The 19,298-nt window shown below is 63.9% G+C and carries 17 protein-coding genes; 2 read left to right on the plus strand and 15 right to left on the minus strand.

The genetic code is table 11. From position 1 onward, the window contains the following. Nucleotides 1-50: 50 nt before the first annotated feature. Entirely contained in the window at nucleotides 51-1,406 is a 1,356-nt protein-coding gene (locus ACFSOZ_RS21195) for an ABC transporter substrate-binding protein (protein ID WP_379101203.1), read from the minus strand. Between the two features lie 363 nt (nucleotides 1,407-1,769). Here ACFSOZ_RS21195 and ACFSOZ_RS21200 point away from each other — a divergent pair, with 363 nt between their 5' ends. Continuing rightward, nucleotides 1,770-2,807: a substrate-binding domain-containing protein gene (locus ACFSOZ_RS21200; protein WP_379101205.1), complete on the plus strand. Its 1,038-nt coding sequence runs from the start codon at nucleotides 1,770-1,772 to the stop codon at nucleotides 2,805-2,807. Nucleotides 2,808-3,059: 252 nt separating this feature from the next. Here ACFSOZ_RS21200 and ACFSOZ_RS21205 read toward each other — a convergent pair whose 3' ends face one another. After that, the gene (locus ACFSOZ_RS21205) at nucleotides 3,060-4,304 is read right to left on the minus strand and encodes a flavin-containing monooxygenase (protein ID WP_379101669.1); all 1,245 of its coding nucleotides are present in this window, start codon (nucleotides 4,302-4,304) and stop codon (nucleotides 3,060-3,062) included. A gap of 256 nt (nucleotides 4,305-4,560) precedes the next feature. Then, complete coding sequence (locus tag ACFSOZ_RS21210) at nucleotides 4,561-5,469, minus strand: LysR family transcriptional regulator (RefSeq protein ID WP_379101207.1); 909 nt, start codon at nucleotides 5,467-5,469, stop codon at nucleotides 4,561-4,563. A gap of 201 nt (nucleotides 5,470-5,670) precedes the next feature. On the opposite strand from ACFSOZ_RS21210, the gene ACFSOZ_RS21215 reads away from it, so the two are divergent. Then, nucleotides 5,671-6,165, plus strand: a complete 495-nt coding sequence (locus tag ACFSOZ_RS21215) for a hypothetical protein (protein ID WP_379101209.1) — start codon at nucleotides 5,671-5,673, stop codon at nucleotides 6,163-6,165. Between the two features lie 12 nt (nucleotides 6,166-6,177). Here ACFSOZ_RS21215 and ACFSOZ_RS21220 read toward each other — a convergent pair whose 3' ends face one another. From ACFSOZ_RS21220 to ACFSOZ_RS21275, 12 genes are all read right to left on the minus strand, one after another. After that, nucleotides 6,178-7,623 (minus strand): S8 family serine peptidase, encoded by a 1,446-nt coding sequence (locus ACFSOZ_RS21220; RefSeq protein WP_379101211.1) that lies wholly within the window; start codon nucleotides 7,621-7,623, stop codon nucleotides 6,178-6,180. After that, nucleotides 7,613-8,281 (minus strand): anti-sigma factor, encoded by a 669-nt coding sequence (locus tag ACFSOZ_RS21225; protein ID WP_379101213.1) that lies wholly within the window; start codon nucleotides 8,279-8,281, stop codon nucleotides 7,613-7,615. Before ACFSOZ_RS21225 ends, ACFSOZ_RS21220 begins: the two co-directional genes overlap by 11 nt. Beyond that, nucleotides 8,278-8,844 carry a sigma-70 family RNA polymerase sigma factor gene (locus tag ACFSOZ_RS21230; RefSeq protein ID WP_379101215.1) on the minus strand — a complete coding sequence of 189 codons (567 nt, stop codon included), beginning with the start codon at nucleotides 8,842-8,844 and terminating at the stop codon, nucleotides 8,278-8,280. Before ACFSOZ_RS21230 ends, ACFSOZ_RS21225 begins: the two co-directional genes overlap by 4 nt. 257 nt (nucleotides 8,845-9,101) lie before the next feature. Continuing rightward, the gene (locus ACFSOZ_RS21235) at nucleotides 9,102-9,941 is read right to left on the minus strand and encodes an alkaline phosphatase family protein (RefSeq protein WP_379101217.1); all 840 of its coding nucleotides are present in this window, start codon (nucleotides 9,939-9,941) and stop codon (nucleotides 9,102-9,104) included. A gap of 126 nt (nucleotides 9,942-10,067) precedes the next feature. Then, a complete protein-coding gene (locus tag ACFSOZ_RS21240; RefSeq protein ID WP_379101219.1) occupies nucleotides 10,068-11,723 on the minus strand; it encodes an ABC transporter ATP-binding protein in 1,656 nt (551 codons plus the stop codon). Next, entirely contained in the window at nucleotides 11,723-12,547 is an 825-nt protein-coding gene (locus ACFSOZ_RS21245; RefSeq protein ID WP_379101221.1) for an ABC transporter permease, read from the minus strand. The genes ACFSOZ_RS21240 and ACFSOZ_RS21245 overlap by 1 nt, the downstream gene beginning before the upstream one ends. 10 nt (nucleotides 12,548-12,557) lie before the next feature. Continuing rightward, on the minus strand, nucleotides 12,558-13,517 hold the full coding sequence (locus tag ACFSOZ_RS21250; RefSeq protein WP_379101223.1) for an ABC transporter permease: 960 nt from the start codon (nucleotides 13,515-13,517) through the stop codon (nucleotides 12,558-12,560). A gap of 15 nt (nucleotides 13,518-13,532) precedes the next feature. Further along, a complete protein-coding gene (locus tag ACFSOZ_RS21255) occupies nucleotides 13,533-15,119 on the minus strand; it encodes an ABC transporter substrate-binding protein (protein ID WP_379101225.1) in 1,587 nt (528 codons plus the stop codon). Nucleotides 15,120-15,273: 154 nt separating this feature from the next. Next, nucleotides 15,274-17,259 carry a CocE/NonD family hydrolase gene (locus tag ACFSOZ_RS21260; protein ID WP_379101227.1) on the minus strand — a complete coding sequence of 662 codons (1,986 nt, stop codon included), beginning with the start codon at nucleotides 17,257-17,259 and terminating at the stop codon, nucleotides 15,274-15,276. Between the two features lie 82 nt (nucleotides 17,260-17,341). Further along, nucleotides 17,342-17,935, minus strand: coding sequence for a nucleoside deaminase (locus tag ACFSOZ_RS21265; protein WP_379101229.1), 594 nt, complete (start codon nucleotides 17,933-17,935; stop codon nucleotides 17,342-17,344). Further along, nucleotides 17,935-18,438 (minus strand): ureidoglycolate lyase, encoded by a 504-nt coding sequence (locus ACFSOZ_RS21270; RefSeq protein WP_379101231.1) that lies wholly within the window; start codon nucleotides 18,436-18,438, stop codon nucleotides 17,935-17,937. The genes ACFSOZ_RS21265 and ACFSOZ_RS21270 overlap by 1 nt, the downstream gene beginning before the upstream one ends. Beyond that, nucleotides 18,435-19,298, minus strand: a complete 864-nt coding sequence (locus ACFSOZ_RS21275; protein WP_379101233.1) for a bifunctional allantoicase/(S)-ureidoglycine aminohydrolase — start codon at nucleotides 19,296-19,298, stop codon at nucleotides 18,435-18,437. The genes ACFSOZ_RS21270 and ACFSOZ_RS21275 overlap by 4 nt, the downstream gene beginning before the upstream one ends.

Below are 19,298 nucleotides of genomic sequence, written 5' to 3' on the forward strand. Positions count from 1 at the left end.
AGTGCGAGAATGAAGCACTCGGCCGTTCAGTCGCCGAGCCGGCCGGCTGCCTACTTGATGGCGTCCCAGCTCTTCTGGATGTCGGTGGCGACATCCTGCGCGGACTTGCCGCCGACCAGGTCGATCATGCCGGTCCAGAAGGCGCCGGCGCCGATCTTGCCCGGCATCAGGTCGGAACCGTCGAAGCGGAAGGTCGATGCATTGGCGAGGATTTCGCCCTGTTTCCGCAGCGCGTCGCTGGCATAGGCAGCCTTGTTGACACCCTTGAACGGCGTCACGAAACCGCCCTCGGCCATCCAGATCTCGTGAGCGAGCGGCATCTTCAGGAATTCGATGAAGGCGCGCGCGGACTTTGAGTCCTTGGTGATCATCGCCAGCGTACCGGCGCCGAGCACGGGCGTGCCCAGTTCAGGCTTGGAGGCGTAGGGCGGGAAGTAGAAGAAGTCAGCGTCCTGGCCGACCTTGGTGCCTTCCGGGAAGAAGGTCGGGATGAACGACGCCTGATGGTGCAGGTAGCATTTCGGCGGCACCGCGAAGAGGCCCTTCGGGCTGTCGCGGAAATCGGTCGCCGCAACCGCCTTGGCGCCGCCATCGACCATCTTGTCGTCGGTCGCGATCTTACCGAAGATATCGATGGCGTTGACCACCGCCGGATCGTTGAACGGGATCTCGTTCTTCACCCACTTGTCGTAGACTTCCGGAGGCTGGGTACGCAGCATCAGGTCTTCGACCCAGTCGGTCGCCGGCCAGCCGGTGGCGCCGCCGGAGCCGAGGCCGATGCACCACGGCTTGCCGCCGTCGGCGACGATCTTCTTTTCGAGATCGGCGAGCTCTTCCTGCGTCTTCGGCACCTTGTAGCCGGCTTCCTCGAAATTATCCGGCGAGTACCACACCAGCGACTTCACGTCGGCCTTGTAGGGGAAGGCGAAGAAGCCAGGCTTGCCGTCCTTGTCCTTGAAGGTGCCGAGATCGACCCATGACTGGCCGGCGCCGTAATTGTCCTTGACCCATTTGGCGGTGTCGTCGCCGAGCGGCGTCAGCAGGCCCTTCGATGCGAGGTCCTGGATCAGGCCCGGCTGCGGCAGCACGGCGATGTTGGGCGGGCTGCCAGCCTGCGTGTCGATGACGATCTGCTGCTCGTAATTCTCCGAGGAGGAGTATTTGATCTCGACGCCGGTGGCTTCCGAGAAATAGTCGAGAACGCCGCGCACGAGACCTTCGTCCTCACCGCGCCACGGACCGAAGATCGTCAGCGTCTCGCCCTTGAGGTCGACTTTCTTGAGCTCTTCGTAATTCGCCCAGTTGAAGCGCGGGTCCTCGCCCGGCTTGAACTTCAGTTCGGCCTGCGCGGGCGCGTTCAGGGCGAGCGTGGCAAACGCAGCACCCAGCAAAAGCATTTTCTTCATCGGTATTCCTCCCAGTGGGGTCACAAACACCGGACGGAACCTCCATTCCGCCCGCCGACGCTGCAGGACTGTGACTCAGTCAGAAAGGAACCGCAACCTTTCGAAGAGTCTTCCAAAGCGCTTTGGCTTTTTTGATCTCGCCATTGAATCGCTCGGAAGTCAAGAGGGTGACTGGCTAATCGATTTAATTTTTGGCTTTCGACGCGCAAAAAGTGCGCTGCAGCATGCTTTTGTGGCAGTGCAGCAGCAATTTTTGTTTCAAACTCGTCCAAAGCGCGCCTATGCTCATCTTCATGTCGCTGCGTCTCTCGTGACGCCCAGATCCACTCGAATTAAAAGCGCTTTGAGGCGTGGAGGCCTCCTTTGAACCTCAAGCAGCTCGCCCATATGCTGGCGCTTTCGCAGACCACGGTAAGCCGTGCGCTGAACGGCTATCCCGAGGTCAACGAGGAAACGCGTCGGCGGGTGGTGGACGCCGCCAAGCGTCACGGCTATCGGCCCAACCCGAGCGCGCGCCGGCTGGCGACAGGCAAGACCGGCATGATCGGTTATGTCCTGCCGACCGGTGCGTCGGTCGACATCGATCCGCATTTCGTCGAGTTCCTGTCCGGGCTCGGCGACTATGCCCGATCGCATGAACTCGACCTGGTGTTGTCGCCGGCCGACGCCGACGACCAGGAAACGACCTACCGGCGTATCGTCGCCAACCGCCAGGTCGACGCCGTCTACATCTCCTCGCCGAGGCCCGCCGACCGCCGCGTGGCGCTGGTCAACGCGCTCGGCATTCCCTTCATCGTCCATGGCCGCAGCGAAGGCCTCGATTTCGACTATCCCTTCACCGACATCGACAATGAGGGCGCCTTCCACGAGGCCGCCCGGCTGCTGATCCAGCTCGGCCACCGGCGGCTGGCGCTGATCAACGGTGACGACCGCGAGACCTTTGCCATCCATCGCGAGCGCGGCGTGCGCCGAGCGCTGGTGGCAAGCGGGCTGGCACTGGGCGACCGCCATGTCTGCTCGGTGGTCATGACCGAGGAGAACGGCTATCGCGCCACTAGGCGTTTGCTGGAGGAGGGCGACCCGCCGACGGCGATCGCCTGCTCCAGCCTGATCATGGCGCTCGGCGTCGTGCGCGCGGTGCGCGACCTCGGCCTGACCATTCCGGGCGACGTGTCGCTGATCGCCCATGACGACGTCTTCCCCTGGCTGCGGCCGGAGAATTTTTCGGTGCCGCTGTCGACGACGCGCTCGTCGATCCGTCTGGCCGGCGCGCGTGTCGCCGAGCGGCTGGCGGCACGGATTTCGGGGCTGGAAGAGGGCGCTCGTGGCGAGGTCTGGCCCGTCGACCTTGTGGTCAGGGGTTCGGTCGCCGGCGCGAAAGCAATTCCAGGAAAAGTGTGAGACGGTTTTCCGTCCGGAATTGCGTCAAAACAAAGAGATAGAAGCCGTTCGCAGTTTCCGTGGAACGCTCCAGGAATCAAAACCCGATCGCTTCGAACGACCGAAGTCGACCCCTGCAAATGCGAATGCACGTGCCAAATGCCATGTGTTCCGCGGGAACCGAATCGCGGCACTCGGGATATCCCGTCGGTGGCGGTGCAAAGACGTTGCTGGTCTGGGCGGTTTAGAAGCTTCTCGACTGTGTCCAGCCCGTCATGAGCGCCCCACGATATGTTCGACAAGGCGATGTGCCTCCTCGGCAATCGCCAATATTGTGCCTGATTTGCGCGTGGAGGCGAAATCCAGCCCGGCGAAGTAGATACCCGGCAGCGCGGCCACGCCATCCTCGTGAATGGGCTGTCCACCCGAGTCGATGATCCCGGGGAGACTCACCCAACTGAAATCGCCCCGGAAGCCAGTGCACCACACCACGGTCGTGATGACGGACTCGGCAACATAGAGATAACGGACAGTCGGATTTGGCAGATGCGCTGCGACAGTCTCCGCTGGGTCGGGTTCCGAAACGGGGGCATCTATCCCGGAGCGGCTGATATACTCGTCGATATAGCGTTTGACGTTGGCGGAGGCTTCGTCCGCAAAGCGAACATGCGCTTCGAGATCGTCGGCGAACGAGAGACGGCCGCCTTCCTCGACGCCCGTGAACCGCCCAAGCAGCACGATACCTCGGGCGCTGAGGGCCTGGAGACTTAGCGTGTATTCTGCCCCCAGCAAACCACGAGGCGGAATGCGTTCCGCAAGACGGATGATCTCCTCTCGACGCACGTCGAGAAACCCGCTTTCGACGAGCCACATCATGATGTCGCGTCCTCGGTAGCGGCGTGAGAGCCGTCCGACCCGGCTGGTGGCAAGGAAGACTGTTCGGCCTGCTGTTGCCAAGTCCTCCGCGATCTGGGCACCCGACTGGCCGCTTCCGACAACCAGCGCCGCGCCACCAGGGAGATCGGCTGCGCTGCGGTAATCGGAAGCGTCGATCTGGCGAAGACCGGGCGTCAACGAAGCGGCCCAAATCGGGCGCACCGGACGATTCAAGTGACCGCTTGCGATCACCACGTTCCGCGCCAAAACCGTGCCACGCGAGGTTGTTAGCCGATACTCGCCATTCTCGTGCCCACGGGCGAGCTCGGTCACCGCAGTGTCCGGTTCGACCGGGAGCCCGTTGCGCCTGGCGAAGTCCTCAAGGAGGGCGACGAACTCGCTGCATGGCAGGGCACCGGATGGATCTGGGCCGTCATAGGAGTCGCCTGGCATTACGGTCTGCACGTTGGGGGTATTCATCCGGAAAGAATCCCACCGCTGTGTGCGCCAGGTCTCCCCAATACGGCCTCTCTCCAGTATGCTATGGCGCAGACCTCGCCGTGCCAGCGAATGGCTCACGCCCAGGCCGGCCCAGCCGGCCCCGACGACCACCGCATCAAGGACATTGGCGTTACTCGTCATTTGCCGCACGCCCTGATGCCAGGACTGTTGAAGCGCTTCGAGGCGGGCGCGGTGCACGATGAACTTGACGCCTTCGCCAGCAGCCAACCGTCGAGACAGCGGTCGATGCCGCCTGAACCGATCACCGCGATCCGCATGGTCTCCCCCCGGGGTACGAGGGCAAGATAGCATCGCTGTCGGCTCACGCCACGATCAAAATCTCGCCGCCACCGGCAGTGGCGAGACCAACGCAAGCAAGAGACGGGGTTCTGACATCTCAGGCCGCGGATTTGAGGTGTTCGATGAAGGCGCGCAGCTTCGGCAACACCTGGCGCTTACCGGGATGATAGAGGAAGACGCCCGGCGTCGTGGCGGCGACGCCGTCCAGCACCGGCTCGAGTTTCCCTTCGGCGATCGGACGTTCGGCGACGGGCCGAGGCGTCTGCGCCAGCCCGACGCCCTGCATGGCAGCCCCGAGCAATGTCGGATAGTCGTGTGCGATCAGCGGGCCCGAGACCATCGCCTCGATCGCGCCGTTGCCGTCGACGAAGGCCCAGGGCGCGATGGCGCCGTTCGAACGGCGCAAGCGCAAGCAGGCGTGGTGGCGCAAGTCTTCGACACGTTCGGGGCGGCCGTGGCGCTCGAGATAATCGGGGCTGCCGACGACCACGAACGAGAACGGCGGAGTGAGCCGCACCGCGACCATGTCAGTCGCGATGAACTGGCCGAGGCGGATGCCGGCATCGAATCCGCCGGTCGCGAGATCGACCATCTCGTCGCTCGCGGCGATCTCCAGTTCGATCTCGGGATAGGCTCGGCAGAACGATGCGATCATCGGCTCCAGGATCAACGGCACGACGGCGCGCGGCACGGACAGGCGTAGCAGGCCGGCCGGCCGTTGGCCGACGTTACGCACGGCCTCCCCGGCCGCGACGAGCTCCTCGAAAGCAGGGCCGGCACGGTCGAGGAAGCGCTGGCCAGGCTCGGTCAAGCCGACGCTCCGCGTCGTGCGGACGAACAGCGCCGTGCCCATGCGTGCTTCCAGCGCGCGCACCGCCTGGCTCACGGCGGACGGCGTCACGCCGAGATCCGCGGCGGCGCGGCGGAAGTTGCGATGCCTGGCGACAGCCAGGAACGCCTCGACGCCCTCCAGCGCACCGTGACGGACTGTGTAGTTCTGCTTCATGGGTCGTTGTGATTACAGCGGATAGTCGAATTAAGGAAGCGGGCTTAGGTAACCGATTGAAAGCTCGCAGACACCTTGCAGTGATCGATGGAGTTGACGGTGTGCGCGACCACCAATCGCGCGACCGGCGTGCCAGAGCGGCTGCCTGCGTCCCGAGCGCGGTGTTCGAGGCCGCGTAGCCAACTGTCGAGAGGAGGCCAAATGTCCACGGAAATCCTGTTCGAAACCCACCTCGTTCTGGGCTATGTCGCGTGGCTGCTTTGCCTCAGTGCATACGGTCTGCCATGGCTGAGCTCTATGGACCGGGTCGCGGCGCATCGCGCCATCGCTACACTGCACAGCTTCCGCTTCTTCGGGCTCGTCTTCATCCTTCCGGGCGTCGTGAGCCCCGATCTGCCCGCCGGCTTCGCCGTATTCGCCGCCTATGGCGACTTCGCAACAGGGGTGCTGGCCATGCTGGCGCTGCTCACGGTGAGGATACGCCAGCTCTTCTGGCCGTTCGTCGTCGCCTTCAATCTCGTCGGGACGGTCGACCTCATCCTCGACTACTACCACGCCATCCAGGTAGGCCTTCCCCAACGCGCTGGGGAACTGGGCGCCACCTACGCGATCCCGATCATCTACGTACCTCTGTTGATGATCACGCACATCGTCGCGCTCTATTTTCTGGTGCGTCCTCGGCCAACCGCGACGTGAGCCGTCGCTGACCTACTCCTTCGCAGACTCCGCGGCCTTGATGTCCAGCAGCCCAAAGCCGAAATCATTGTCGCGCCCCTTGGGGCCGAGATCTTTCGCCGTTGCTGCCAGCGCCTTCTCGATCTCGTCGGCCGTACGATCCGGCGCGGCATGGATGAGATTGGCGATGGCGCCGGTCACGATCGCCGCCGCAAACGAGGTGCCGGTGACTACGTCCGAGCCGGCGCCGCTCGGCGCCACCATCTCGACGCCGGGCGCTGAGATGAAGACATAGGCGCCGCGATTGGCCTGCGGCATCAGCCCGTCCCTGGCATCGGTGGCGGTCACCGCAATGACGCCGTCGAAGGCGGCTGGGTAACCGTAGGGTGCCTTCGGCCCGTTGTTGCCGGCGGCGGCGACCAGCACGATACCGAGCGCCCTTGCATTGCGGCAGGCGACACCGAGCAGGTCGTTCTTCGGCCCGACGAAGCTCATGTTGATGATGCGGACATCCTGCTCCGCCGCCCAGTCGAGCGCCGACAGGATGACGTCCCTGGTCGATTTGCCGCCCTCGAAGGCGCGGGCGTGGTAGATTCTGGCGCCCGGCGCCATGCCCTCCAGCGCACCGACGCCGGCGATCAGCCCGTCGACCGACGTGCCGTGATCGCGCTTTTCGATCGGCACGTCGGGCATGGCATCGAACTGCCCGGCGATGACGCCCGACAGCGCCGGATTGCTGTCGTCGATGCCGGTATCGATCACCGCGATGCGGACGTTCTCGCCGCTGGCCTGTTTGGCGTCGAGCGCGATGCGGTCGAAGGCATAATTGACGATACTGGCCGCCTGCTGCAGCGAATAGACATGGTTGGGCTCGCGCCGCTGGGTGCGGCCGTCAGCGGCCAGCTGCGCCAGCACGACGCCGACGGGCCGGCCATCGGGAATGCCGAAGCGCACCAGCGTGGTACCGAGTAGCCGCGACTGCCGCTGCGAGCGCACCTCGAGACCGAAGGACGCGGCGATCTGCTGCACGGCGCCGGCATCGCCGTCGACCGTCACCAGCACCTCGTCGGGCACGAAATCGCCGACCACCGCGCGCGGCGGCTGAACGGCGATGAGATCGGTCGGCGAGACAATCGGGCCACTTGGAGGGGGGCCGGCTTGATTGTTGGCAGGCGGCGTCGCCGGCTCCGGCGGCAGTGGTGTTGGCACTGGTGCCGGCAGGGCGACAGGATTGGGGAACAGGTCGACGATCAGGGCCGGCAGAAAGACGGCGCCGGGCTGTGACGCGCCCGATCCCCCCTTTGTGTCGCTGCCGTCCTTGGCGCAGTCGGCTCCCGCCGCATTGCTCGCGTCGTTGCAGTCGACTTTCGTCTGGTCGGGATTGGCGGCGTTGGTCTGCGCCGACGCAGGCACGGCGGCGATTGTCATCGCCGCCGCCAGCATTGCCGCACATCGAATGACCGCCGCCTCAACCGCCATCAACCGGTTTCCTTCCCTCGATCACAGTCTCGGTGAAAGGCTGGGCGGCAATAAGGCCAAGCTGCTTGGTGTAGTCGGCTGCGTTGGCAGCGGGAATGCCAAGCCGGAACACGCCATCGGCGGTCGGTCCACCGACGATCTTCATCCCGTTGCTGCCCAGAAAGCCCGAAATGTCCGACATCTTTGCATCCGGCTTGAACTTGACCAGGGCGAACGGCATTTTCGCCAGATCGCCTTCCGATCCGGCAATCTCGAAATCCTTGCCCTTGCCGCCGGGCTGAACAAACGACTGCACCATGATCAGGGCCAGCAGAACCGCGGCCGCCGCCCAGGCGACACCGACCGGCACCGCCATGAAGCGGCCCCAGGCCTGCGCCAGCCAGGACGAGCTTGCCGGCGCGCGAGCTGGCCCGGCTTCGGCGTCGAGCGCCCTGGCGAAGCGGCTTAGCGCATCGGCCGGCGGTCGGATCGCTTCGTTGGCGGCTGTCGCGCCGGAGAACTCGGCTTCGGCTTCGCCAAGGGCTGCCATCGCTGTGGGATCGCTGGCCAGCCATTCCTCGACGGCTTCCAGGTCCGAGCCTTCCAGCGAGCCGTTCAGATAGAACGGCAGCAGCGTTTCCATTTCGTCGCGGCGCGACATCTTTTCAGCGGCACTCATGGCCACCCCCTGTCGTAACCGGCGGCCTTGAGGGCCTCGCCGAGTTTCTTGCGGGCGTAGAACATCCGGGTCTTGACGGTCGCGACCGGGATGCCGAGCACCTCGCCGATCTCGCTCACCGATTGCCCATGATAGTAGGCAAGATCGATCACCACGCGGTGCTCTTCCGGCAAGGCGTCGGTGAAGCGTCGCAAGGCAGCCGCCTTGTCTTCCTTCATGGTGACGACTTCCGGCGTGTCGGCGCTGTCGGGCACCGCGGCGGCGGCCTCGTCGTCGATCCAGTCTTCCTTCTTTTTGCGCAACGAAGATAGCGCCTTGAACCGGGCGATGCCGAGCAGCCAGGTCGAGACTTCGGAGCGTCCCTCGAAGCCTGGCGCCTGCCGCCACAGTTCGAGGAACACTTCGTTGGCGATGTCGTCAGCCATCATTTCCGATCCCGTCTGGCGCGCCACGAAGCGGTAGACCCGCGCGTGGTGACGCATGAACAGGAGCCGCACGGCGGCACGGTCGCCCTTCGCGACCCGGTCGACAAGCGCGCGATCGGTCTCCGTCGCTGCCGTCATGGCCGGTCGAGCCGCCTGGCTCCTGTCTGCTCTGTCGCTGATAGGTCCAAAAAGGTTCATCCTCCGCCAAGGAATTCTGGAGGCTAACCGAAGAGCGGGGCGGTTGCCAGAGGTGAGGAACGTCCCGCCGAAGGCGGGTCAATCGACAATGATTTGTCGATTGAAGGGACGAACGCCCGAAGCAGTAGCGTAGGGTGGGCGGCGCTGGTGCTTCGCGACAATCCACCTTCTCCAACAAGGGGAGGGAAGGCGCCCGTTCAGCTCAAGAACGGCTTCGCCTTCATCGTCGCCGGCACAGGCACGCCGAGGCGGCTCAGGATGGTCGGCGCCAGTTGCAGTTGGTCGAGCAGCGTGTCGGCCAGCGGTCCCTTGCCGGCACCGAAATAGTACAGCGCGAAATCCTGCATCTCGTCGTCATGGCCACCATGGTGGCCACGATCGGTCTGGCCGTGGTCGGCGGTGACCATCACCTCGTAGCCGGCCTCGATCCAGCGCGGCAGGAAGGCAGCCAGCATGCCGTCCATCGCATACACCGCATGGTCCATCTCCTGGCAGTCATGGCCGAAGCGATGGCCCATCGAGTCAAGCGTGCAGGTGTGCAGGATGCCGTAGTCGATGCCGTGGCGCCTGGTCAACATGGTCAAAGTCGCGAACAGGTCGACGTCGCTCGGCGTCATCTGGTTGCGAAGATTGTAGCCGGTCATGGTGTGGAAACGGCCATGCGTGATCGGCCCACCTGGCTCGTCGAATTCCATGTCCTCGACCAGGTCGAACGGATAGGCGCGGAAGAATTCCGACCAGTAGGAATGGGTCACCGCGCCGGTTTTGCCGCCGGCCTTGCTGACTTCGGAGAAGATGTCGGGTTGTTCGACACGGAACCGGTTCTCGTTGGACAGGATGCCGTGCACCTGCGGCGAAACCCCGGTGTGGATCGAGGCATAGCAGCAGGCCGAGGTCGATGGCAGCACGGAGCGCATCTTCCAGACGCTCGCCTCGCCCGATTGCACCCAGCCTTCGAGATTGCCCATCAGCCGGCGCCAGTTCCTGTAGGGCACGCCGTCAAGGATGATCAGCAAAAACTTGGTCTTGAGCGCCATGGGCGGCTCCTTGCAGTCTTGTCACAGGGGTAGGGATAAAGTCCCGGGCCTGACGGCCAGGCTCGTCAGGCGTTCAGCCAGCACTCGCCTAGCGCATAACCGTTTCACACTTTTCCTGGAATTGCCCTAGTTCCCCGCGCTGGCCATGCGCCGTCCCTTGATCGCCTTTTCCAGCCAGCCGATCTCCATCTCGGGGACCGATGACAGGAGAAGGTCGGTATAGGCGTCGAAGGGCGGCGCCAGCACCTTGCTCTTCGGCCCATAGCGCACAACTTCGCCGCGGTACATCACCGCGATCGAATCGGCGATCGACTTCACCGTGGCAAGGTCATGGGTGATGAACAGGTAGGCGACGCTCTCCTCCTTCTGTAGCTCGAGCAGCAGCTTCAAGATGCCATTGGCGACCAGCGGGTCGAGCGCCGAGGTCACCTCGTCGCAGATGATCAGCTTCGGCTTGGCTGCGAGCGAACGGGCGATGCAGACGCGCTGTTTCTGGCCACCGGAAAGCTCGGCCGGGTAGCGGTCGGAAAAGCCCTTGCCCATCTCGATCTTGTCGAGCAGTTCAGCGACGCGTTTGTCGCGCTCGCGGCCGCGTATACCGAAATAGAATTCGAGAGGCCGGCCGATGATGGTGCCGACGGTCTGGCGCGGGTTCATCGCCACGTCGGCCATCTGGTAGATCATCTGCAGCTGGCGCAGATCCTCCTTCGGCCGGTCGGCCAGCCGGTTTGCCAGCGGGCGCCCGTCGAAGGTGACTGTTCCCTCTTCGGGTGGCAAAAGCCCGGTGATGGCGCGCGCCAGCGTCGACTTGCCGGAGCCGGATTCGCCGACGACGGCCAGCGTCTGACCCGGATAGATGTCGACCGAGACGTTCTTCAGCACCTTGATGTGGCTGCGGCCATAGGCGGCAGTGACGTTCTTCACCGATAAGAACGGCGTCGTACCCGGATTCTGCTCGGCATGTTCGATCTCATGCACCGACACCAGCGCATTGGTGTATTCCTGACGCGGTTCCTTGATGATCTGCCTTGTGCCACCCCATTCGACCAGCCGGCCATGGCGCAGCACCATGATCTCGTCCGAGACCTGGGCGACGACGGCAAGGTCATGGGTGATGTAGAGCGCCGCCACATGGGTGTCGCGGATGGCGTCCTTGATCGCCGCCAGCACGTCGATCTGCGTCGTCACGTCGAGCGCGGTCGTCGGCTCGTCGAAGACGATCAGGTCCGGCTCGGAGCAAAGCGCCATCGCCGTCATGACGCGCTGCAGCTGGCCGCCCGAAACCTGGTGCGGAAAGCGTTCGCCGATGGTTTCGGGGTTCGGCAGGCTGAGCTTCTTGAACAGCGCAACGGCGCGCTTCTCGGCCTCGGCACGCGTCGCCGTACCGTGCAGCAGGGTGGCTTCCACCACCTGGTCCATCAGTCTGTGCGCCGGGTTGAAGGCGGCGGCCGCCGACTGTGCGACATAGCAGACCTCGCGGCCGCGCAGCTTGCGGAAGCCCTCCTTGCCGCCCTTGAGGATGTCGCGGCCGTTCAGGATCACCTCGCCGCCGGTGATGCGCACACCACCGCGGCCATAGCCCATCGACGACAGGCCGATGGTCGACTTGCCGGCGCCGGATTCGCCGATCAGACCAAGCACCTTGCCCTTCTCTAGCGTCAACGAGACATCGTGCACCAGCACGATGTTCTTCGGCGGCTCGCCAGGCGGGAAGACAGTGGCCTCGATGCGCAGATTGCGGATGTCGAGCAGCAGGCCAGGTTTCGCTTTGCTGTCAGCCATCACCCGCGTCCTCCCTTTAGGCTTGTCGTCCGGTTGAGTACCCAGTCGGCAACCAGGTTGACGGAAATCGCCAGCAAGGCGATTGCCGCCGCAGGGATCAGGGCTGCCGCAATGCCGAAGACGATGCCGTCCTTGTTCTCTTTGACCATGCCACCCCAGTCGGCATCCGGCGGTTGCACGCCAAGGCCGAGGAAGGACAGGGTCGACAGGAACAGCACGGCATAGATGAAGCGCAGGCCGAGTTCCGAAACCAGCGGCGACAGCGCGTTGGGCAGGATCTCGCGGAAAATGATCCAGGCGCTGCCTTCGCCGCGCAGCTTCGCCGCCTCGACATAGTCCATGACGTTGATGTCGACGGCGACAGCCCGTGACAGACGATAAACGCGGGTCGAGTCCAGAACGCCCATCACCAGGATCAGCGTCACCAGGTTGGTCGGCAGCACGGAGAGCACGACGAGAGCCATGATCAGCGTCGGGATCGACATCAGGAGGTCGACGAGGCGCGACAAAAGCGTGTCGAACCAGCCGCCGAACACCGCCGCCGAGAAGCCGAGGATGGCGCCGAGCGAGAACGACAGCGCGGTGGCCAGCACCGCGATGAAAAGCGTGATGCGGGCGCCGTAGATCATGCGCGACAAGAGATCGCGGCCGAGATTGTCGGTGCCCAGCCAATGGGTCGCCGACATCGGCTCCCAGACGTCCCCGGCGATTTCGCCATTGCCGTGCGGCGCGATCAACGGCGCGAAGATCGCCGCCAGGACGAACAGTGTCGTCAGCACGATGCCGATCAGCGCGGGGATGGGGATGCGTTTGATATCGAGCATATCCGCCCCCCTATTTCGGATGTCTGAGACGCGGATTGGCGACGATCGCCGCGACGTCCGCAATGATGTTCAGGCTGATATAGACGGCAGCGAAGATCAGGCCGACCGCCTGCACCACCGGCACGTCGCGCTTGGTGACGTGGTCGACGAGGTACTGTCCCATGCCCGGGTAGACGAAGATCACCTCGACCACGACGACGCCGACGATCAGATAGGCGAGGTTGAGCATGACGACGTTGATGATCGGTGCAATCGCATTGGGGAAGGCGTGCTTGCGGATGACGTTGAAGGCCGACAGGCCTTTCAGTTCCGCCGTCTCGACATAGGCCGACTGCATGACGTTGAGGATCGCCGCGCGCGTCATGCGCATCATGTGCGCCAGCACCACCAGCGTCAGCGCCGTCGCCGGCAAGGCGATCGCCTGCATGCGTTCGCCGAACGGCATGCCGTCATAGACGGTCGAGATGCCGGGGAAGATCTGCCACTTCACGGCGAAGAAATAGACGAGCACATAGCCGATGAAGAATTCAGGAAACGAGGTCGAGGCCAGCGCCACTCCAGAGATCAGCTTGTCGACCCAGCCATTGCGGTAGCGCACCGCGATCAGGCCGAGGATGATCGCCAGCGGCACGGCCACGATCGCCGCCCAGAAGGCAAGGAAAAGCGTGTTCCACAGCCGGCCCTTGATCGACGTCGCGATATCCTGGCCGCTCGACATGGCTGTGCCGAGATCGCCGGTCAGGACGCCGCCGAGCCAGTGGAAGTACCTGATATAGGCGGGATCGTTGAGGCCGAGCTGCTCGCGCAGATTGGCGAGCGACTCCGGTGTTGCCGATTGTCCGAGAATGGCTTGCGCGACGTCGCCGGGCAGGATCTGGGTGCCGGCGAAGATCAGGACCGAAACGGCCAACAACAGGACGATGCCCAGCGCAACGCGCTGGGCAATTAGCTTCAGAATGGGTGAAGACATATCCGCAAAGCCGGCTCAGGCCTGCAGCCAGCACTTCGCTAGGGCGTAGCCGTTCATCAATTCCTGATGCGGATCATCGACCCAGCCATCGACCTTGGCGCCGGTCGCATCGATGAACTGGTTGAACATCGGCAGGATCAGGCCACCGTCATCGCGCACCATGACGGCCATGTCGTGGTACAACGCCTTGCGCTTGGCCTCATCGAGTTCCGCGCGGGCCGCCAGCACCATCTTGTCGAAGTCCGGACGGATGAAGCGCGTGTCGTTCCAGTCCGCCGTCGACAGATAGGCTGTCGAATACATCTGGTCCTGCGTCGAGCGGCCGCCCCAGTAGGAGGCGCAGAAGGGTTGCTTGTTCCAGACCTCGTTCCAGTAGCCGTCGCCCGGCTCGCGCTTGATCTCCAGCGTGATGCCGGCCTTGGCCGCGCTCTGCTGGTAGAGCTGTGCTGCATCGACGGCGCCGGGGAAGGCGACATCCGAGGTGCGCAGCAGGACGGCGCCATCATGGCCCGACTTCTTGAAGTGGAACTTGGCCTTGTCGGGGTCGTACTTGCGCTGCTCGATCTCGGTGAACAGCGGATAGGACGAATTGATCGGGAAGTCGTTGCCGAGCGAGCCATAGCCGCGCAGGATCTTGTCCAGCATTTCCTCGCGGTCGATCGCCAGCTTCAGTGCCATGCGCAAATCGGCGTTGTCGAACGGCGCCGTGTTGCAATGCATGATGAACACGTAGTGACCGGGGCCAGCATGGTTGCGGATGGTGACGCCCGGCAGGCGCTTGATCAGGTCGACTATCTTCGGCTCGACGCGGTTGATCATGTTGACCTGGCCGCCCTGCAGGGCCGCCGTGCGCGCCGTCGCGTCGTTGATGACGATGACTTCGACCTGGTCGGCATGGCCCATCTTGTCGCCTTGCCAATAGTTGGCGAAGCGCTCGCCGCCGTGGCGCACGCCGGGCTCGTTGGTCTTGACCACGTACGGGCCGGCCGAGATGCCTGCATCCGGCTTGTCCTTGCCGCCATTCGGCTGGACGATCAGGTGGTAGTCGCTGAGCAGATAGGGCAGGTCGGCGTTGGCTTCCTTCAGCGTCAGCACGACTTCCTTGCCGCTCGCCTTGATGGTCTCGATGCCCTTCATGTAGCCCAGCGCGCCGGACTTGGACTTCTCGTCCGAATGGCGCTCGAGCGTGGCGGCCACGTCTTCGGCGGTCACCGTCTTGCCATTGTGGAATTCGACGCCGTCGCGGATTTTCAGCGTCCACACTTTGGCGTCGTCCGAAGAGCCGATCTCCTCGGCAATGCGGTTCTCGAGTTTGCCTTCCGGCGATAGCTCGACAATCATTTCGCCCCAGCACTTGCCGAAGGCGAAGGGCACCTGCGTCATCATCAGCGCCGGGTCGAGGCTGTTGGTGGATTCGCCGCCGACCAGGCCGGCCTTCAGTGTGCCACCCTTGACCGGACCTGCCGCGCGCGCCGCTCCAGAAAGCAGCGAGTTGGCGAAGGTCGCGGTGACGCCGAGCGCGGCCGCCCGGCCGAGAAAATCGCGACGGCTCAGTTTGCCGGATGCGACTCGCCGGCTAAGGAATTCCAGTTCGTTTGACATGTTGAGTTCCTCACTCTGTTGGTTCGACTCTGCGGTCGATTTTCTTGTTTCTTGTGAGGAGAATAATGACCGCAAGGGAAAGCGGTAAGCAAGACCGAATGCGACATGCCGTGGCGTAAATCGTACGTCGCATTTGGACCAACGAAATCCGTGCTCAAAGCAATACGCGCGGCACCTTCTCCTCGAAGTTACGTTCGAAAACGAGAGTTTCGCCCTCATAAGCCTCGATTCGGGCGCTGACGATGAAGTTTTGCGCGTCCGATCGCATTTCGGCTGTTGTTTCGGTGCGTACCGACCATTCATTTCGCGACAGGGTCTGTGTCCAGTGCGTTTTCCCCGAGGCTGACAAGGGATGGTCGGGATGGATCGTCCAGGTCTCGCGGGCAATGCTGCCATGGGCCAGGCCGTGGTCGAGATCGCGCACCTCGCCGAAATCATCCGTTATGGAAAGCGTCACAATTCCCGTCTTCTCGTCGCGGTCGACATGACGCTCGGAATTGGCGGCGCGGATCGTCTCGGTCGCCCAGGGAGTGGCGCCTTCCGGCTCGGCGAACGTCACGTCGTCGCCTGTCGCCAACGGGCGCAGCGGCAGGGCCAGCGTCGCGGCCGACAGAGCGAGCCGGACCGGTTCCGGCGACGGCCAGATCATCGGCCAATAGGCGTTTGACACGGCGATGCGCAGATGGTGGCCGGCCGGCACGCGATAGGCACATTGATCGAGCACCACGCGCGCGGACACGGTTTCGCCCGGAGCCAGCGCCTCGGGGAATTCGTGCGACTTGCGATGCGTCAGATTGAGCACGCCGTAGGAGATCAGCTCAGACGCACCGTCTGGATGCACGTCGCAAAGCCGGATCGCGATGTTGGCCTGCGGGCGGTCGCAGGATAGCCGCACCTCAACTTCGGGCGCGCCGACGATGTCGATCGCATCACGGAGTTCCGGCTGGTCGAAACACACAGACGAGGCGTCGTCGGGACGCTGGTCGCCGGGCAGTTCGGGGCCGAAGGTGAACGGAAAATACTCCCCGCCGGCCAGTCCGCAGCTTTGCGGCGAGGCGACGATGGCGGGCTTGCTGCCGTCGGCGATAAGCTCGATCGATTGCGTCTTGATGGTGGACGACGGCCATTCCTGCTCCGCTACCCAGCGGCCGGGCCGCTCGGGATGCCAGCGGGCGGGGCGGACACTGTCCATGACATAGGCACGGTAGGCCGGGTCGGTCTCGACGCCGGTATCGATGCCCTTCAGCCAGCGGTCCCACCAGCGCAGGGCCTCCTGCAGGAAGCCGATCGCGGGCTTGGGTGCAGCGTAGTGCGGATATTTGTGGATCCACGGTCCGATGATGCCCTTCACCGGGGCTTCGATGTTGGTGGCCAGATGCGAGACGGTGTTGCGATAACCGTCATGCCAGCCGCCGATCGACAGCACCGCCGCATGGATGGCCGAAAAATCCTCGCAGATCGAGCCGCGTTTCCAATAGGCGTCGCGGTGCTGGTGCTTCAACCACAGCGGCGCTAGGAAGGGCTGGTTTTCCAGCCGCGTCAGCCACAGATCGCGCCACCGGTTGTCGCCGGCCAGCAGCGGGTCCGGTGGCCGCGACGAATAGGACAGCATGGTCGAGGCCCAGCCGAAATTCTCGATCAGCAGGCAGCCGCCCTTGTAGTGGATGTCGTCGGCATAGCGGTCGACGGTCGAACACAGGCTGATCACAGCCTTCAGCGCAGGCGGCTGCTTGGCCGCCACCTGCAGGCAGTTGAAGCCGCCCCAGGAAATGCCCATCATGCCGACATTGCCGTTGCACCAGGGCTGCGATGCCGCCCAGGCGATGACGTCGCAGGCATCCTGCAATTCCTGTTCGGAATATTCGTCGTCCATCAGCCCTTCGGAATCGCCATTGCCGCGCATGTCGACGCGGATCGACGCATAGCCGTGGCCGGCGAAATAGGGATGCGTCAGCTGATCGCGAAAGATGGTGCCGTCGCGCTTGCGATAGGGCAGGTGCTCGAGGATCGCCGGCACCGGGTCGTCGCCGGCATCTTCCGGCATCCACGCCCGCGCCGACAGCCGGCAGCCGTCGGGCATGACGATCCCCATGTCCGGAAATTCGATGACCTTGCGGGGAAATTCGGTGACGGTTTTCATGCGGGACTCCAGGATCGCCAGATGATGGAGCCGGTGGCATCGCGTCGTGGGCCAGCCAACGAATTCGGCTGGTCAATCCGCGTCAATTCAACGGAATGTCGTTTTCGGCCTTGCTTGCCTGGTAGGCCTCGGACAGGTCGTCATAGCGTGTCGAGATCTTGCCGATCCGCATTTCCAGGCGCTGGCGCTCGGCCTCGGGCAGCGACCGCACCAGCCTGCGGATCGAAAAGCTCTTCCAGTAGGCGTTCTCGGCATTGTAGCCGCCGGGATCGAGGGTGAAGACCTCCTTCAGGATCTTCAGGTCATGCGGGATGGCGAAGCTGTCGCGCGAATCCTCATGGCTGAACAGATAGTAGAAATTGTCGAAGCCGGTCCAGGTGATCGCCGACAGGCAGAGCGAGCAGGGTTCGTGCGTGGCGATGAAGATGGCGTCTTTCGTATCGACGCGTTCTGCCTTGGGCATTTCGTAGAAGCGCTTCAGGCAGTGCACCTCGCCATGCCAGAGCGGGTTTTCCATCTCGTTGTTGGTCTCGGCCAGCACCAGCGAACGGTCGTCCTTGCGCAGGATCGCTGCGCCGAACAGCTTGTTGCCGTGAGCAACGCCTTCTGCCGTCTTCGGCACGATGTCCTGCTCGATCACATCGAGCAGCCGGTCGATCAGGGAAATGTCGGTCATTACAGGCTCTCGTCGGGGAGATGGATCTCGTAGGCGTGCGAGAAATGGAACTCTTCGAGGTTGGAGCCGTCGCCATCACGGTCGACGATCAGGAAATCCTGAGCCTCGCCGAGCGGCGTCAGCACGCCGTGCCACAGATTGCGGGAATAGTTGATGCCTTGTCCGGGCGCGGTGATGAAGGCGTGCGGCTCGCCTGGACCCTCGTCGCCATCATGGCAGACGACGACCAGGAATGGCCGTGGCGACAGCGGAATGAAGGCCTGGCTGCCGAAGGGGTGGCGCTCTACCATGGTCAGGTTCAGCGGCAATTCGTAGGGCGTGCCGCGCACCATCGAGATCACCACGCGGGCGTTCGGCCCAGTCGCTTGCGCCGTGGTGAGATCGTGGTAGCGCTCGGCCCTGCCGCCATTGATCGGGTAGTGGTTGTCGCCGCCCATGTCGATGACATCGCCGAAGGCGGCAAAGCCCTCGCGGGTCAGCGGCCGCGCGATGATGCGGGTCACGGCGCCCGCCTTGCAATGCCGGCGCCGCCGAGCTTGGCGTGGCGGTTGACGTCCTTGTAGAGCAAATAGCGGAATTTGCCCGGGCCGCCGGCATAGCAGGCCTGCGGGCAGAAGGCGCGCAGCCACATATAGTCGCCGGCCTCGACCTCGACCCAGTCCTGGTTGAGGCGGTAGACCGCCTTGCCTTCCAGCACATAGAGCCCATGCTCCATGACATGGGTCTCGGCGAAGGGAATGACCGCGCCGGGTTCCAGCGTCACGATGGTCATGTGCATGTCGTGGCGCAAATCGGCCGGATCGACGAAACGCGTCGTCGCCCAGCGGCCCTCGGTGCCGGGCATCGGCGTCGGCGCGATTTCCTGTTCATTGGTGAAGAAGGCTTCCGGCACGTCGAGACCGTCGACCGCCTCGTAAGCCTTGCGAATCCAGTGGAAGCGGACAGCGGCCTTGCTTTCGTTGCGAACTGTCCAGCCGCTGGCCGGCGGCAGGAAGGCGAAGCCGCCCGGCCGCAACACATGCTTCCTGCCGGCGAGCAGAACCGTCAATTCGCCCTCGACCACGAAAAGGGCGCCCTCGGCGCCGGCGTCGGGTTCCGGCCGCTCGCTGGAGCCACCGGGCGCAACCTCGACAATGTATTGCGAGAACGTCTCGGCAAAACCGGACAGCGGCCGCGACAATATCCAGACGCGGGTCTTGTCCCAGAACGGCAGGGCACTGGTGACGATGTCCTGCATCACCCCCCTGGGGATGACGGCATAGGCCTCGGTGAAGACGGCGCGGCCGGTCAGAAGTTCGCTCTGGCCGGGATGGCCGCCATGCGGCGCGTAGTATGTTCGGTCGGGCATCCTGATCGTATCCAT

Origin of the sequence: Mesorhizobium newzealandense (assembly GCF_042682145.1) — a bacterium.
In the GTDB taxonomy this organism is placed as follows: domain Bacteria; phylum Pseudomonadota; class Alphaproteobacteria; order Rhizobiales; family Rhizobiaceae; genus Mesorhizobium; species Mesorhizobium newzealandense.

Bases quoted from the DNA above. Each gene is read 5' to 3' on its own strand.
- ACFSOZ_RS21235 (WP_379101217.1), bottom strand. From the start codon at position 9,941: ATGGCGCTCAAGACCAAGTTTTTGCTGATCATCCTTGACGGCGTGCCC.
- ACFSOZ_RS21240 (WP_379101219.1), bottom strand. From the start codon at position 11,723: ATGGCTGACAGCAAAGCGAAACCTGGCCTGCTGCTCGACATCCGCAAT.
- ACFSOZ_RS21225 (WP_379101213.1), bottom strand. From the start codon at position 8,281: ATGAGTGCCGCTGAAAAGATGTCGCGCCGCGACGAAATGGAAACGCTG.
- ACFSOZ_RS21220 (WP_379101211.1), bottom strand. From the start codon at position 7,623: ATGGCGGTTGAGGCGGCGGTCATTCGATGTGCGGCAATGCTGGCGGCG.
- ACFSOZ_RS21275 (WP_379101233.1), bottom strand. From the start codon at position 19,298: ATGGATACGATCAGGATGCCCGACCGAACATACTACGCGCCGCATGGC.
- ACFSOZ_RS21195 (WP_379101203.1), bottom strand. From the start codon at position 1,406: ATGAAGAAAATGCTTTTGCTGGGTGCTGCGTTTGCCACGCTCGCCCTG.
- ACFSOZ_RS21250 (WP_379101223.1), bottom strand. From the start codon at position 13,517: ATGTCTTCACCCATTCTGAAGCTAATTGCCCAGCGCGTTGCGCTGGGC.
- ACFSOZ_RS21215 (WP_379101209.1), top strand. From the start codon at position 5,671: ATGTCCACGGAAATCCTGTTCGAAACCCACCTCGTTCTGGGCTATGTC.
- ACFSOZ_RS21245 (WP_379101221.1), bottom strand. From the start codon at position 12,547: ATGCTCGATATCAAACGCATCCCCATCCCCGCGCTGATCGGCATCGTG.
- ACFSOZ_RS21255 (WP_379101225.1), bottom strand. From the start codon at position 15,119: ATGTCAAACGAACTGGAATTCCTTAGCCGGCGAGTCGCATCCGGCAAA.
- ACFSOZ_RS21210 (WP_379101207.1), bottom strand. From the start codon at position 5,469: ATGAAGCAGAACTACACAGTCCGTCACGGTGCGCTGGAGGGCGTCGAG.
- ACFSOZ_RS21230 (WP_379101215.1), bottom strand. From the start codon at position 8,844: ATGACGGCAGCGACGGAGACCGATCGCGCGCTTGTCGACCGGGTCGCG.
- ACFSOZ_RS21205 (WP_379101669.1), bottom strand. From the start codon at position 4,304: ATGACGAGTAACGCCAATGTCCTTGATGCGGTGGTCGTCGGGGCCGGC.
- ACFSOZ_RS21260 (WP_379101227.1), bottom strand. From the start codon at position 17,259: ATGAAAACCGTCACCGAATTTCCCCGCAAGGTCATCGAATTTCCGGAC.
- ACFSOZ_RS21265 (WP_379101229.1), bottom strand. From the start codon at position 17,935: ATGACCGACATTTCCCTGATCGACCGGCTGCTCGATGTGATCGAGCAG.